We start from the raw sequence: 733 nt of genomic DNA on the forward strand, positions 1-733 counted from the left end.
AGCCCGGGGGCATAGGGAACGAGGTATACTGGTACGACGCACAGACCGGAGGGAACCTGGTGGCCGTAGGGCCCACCCTCGAGACCCCGGTGCTCACCGCCACAACATCCTATTGGGCAGAGGAAGTGTATATAGAAGGGGGAGCAGGAACAACTAGTCAAAACTACTGTATTCCCACATATCCCACCGGCTGTTCAGCAAGTGACGATATTGATGACTTTATTATGGCCGCAGCAGGAATTAATCACATAGGATCAGGTTGTTCAACAAATGGTTATGGAGATTTCCGAAACACGTCAATTATTGGAGCAATACAACCCGGTCAAACCTATAATTTTGAAGCAACTCATAATTTTAGCAGTCAATGGATGAAAATATGGATTGATTTTGATAAAAACGGATCATTCGAGGACGTGGGGGAACTTCTCTTCTCATCTACATCTGGAAGCAATAATACTAATGGAAGTATAACCATTCCAGTTTCAGCTCAAAATGGTGCTACGGTAATGAGAATAATGGATAGATATGCTGGTCTTCCCACAAGTTCTTGCAATCCCGGCGGAACGTGGGGAGAAACTCATGATTATACCGTAATCATTGGTTCGCTACTCTGCCAGTCCGACCGGGTCGAGGCCGTGGCCGAGGTGAACAACACCCTGCCGGCCCCTCCGGCAGGTGATGCCGCGCAACAATTCTGCGGAAACGAGAACACCGTGGCCGACCTTGACGTAAC

General features: G+C 48.7%; 1 protein-coding gene. It reads left to right on the forward strand.

Features of this window, described 5'->3' with window-relative positions; genetic code table 11:
• A partial coding sequence (locus KIV10_RS13850; protein WP_246516327.1) for a GEVED domain-containing protein occupies positions 1 to 733 on the forward strand: 733 nt, incomplete at both ends.

This window comes from Aequorivita echinoideorum (genome assembly GCF_018476645.1).
Classification (GTDB): domain Bacteria; phylum Bacteroidota; class Bacteroidia; order Flavobacteriales; family Flavobacteriaceae; genus Aequorivita; species Aequorivita echinoideorum.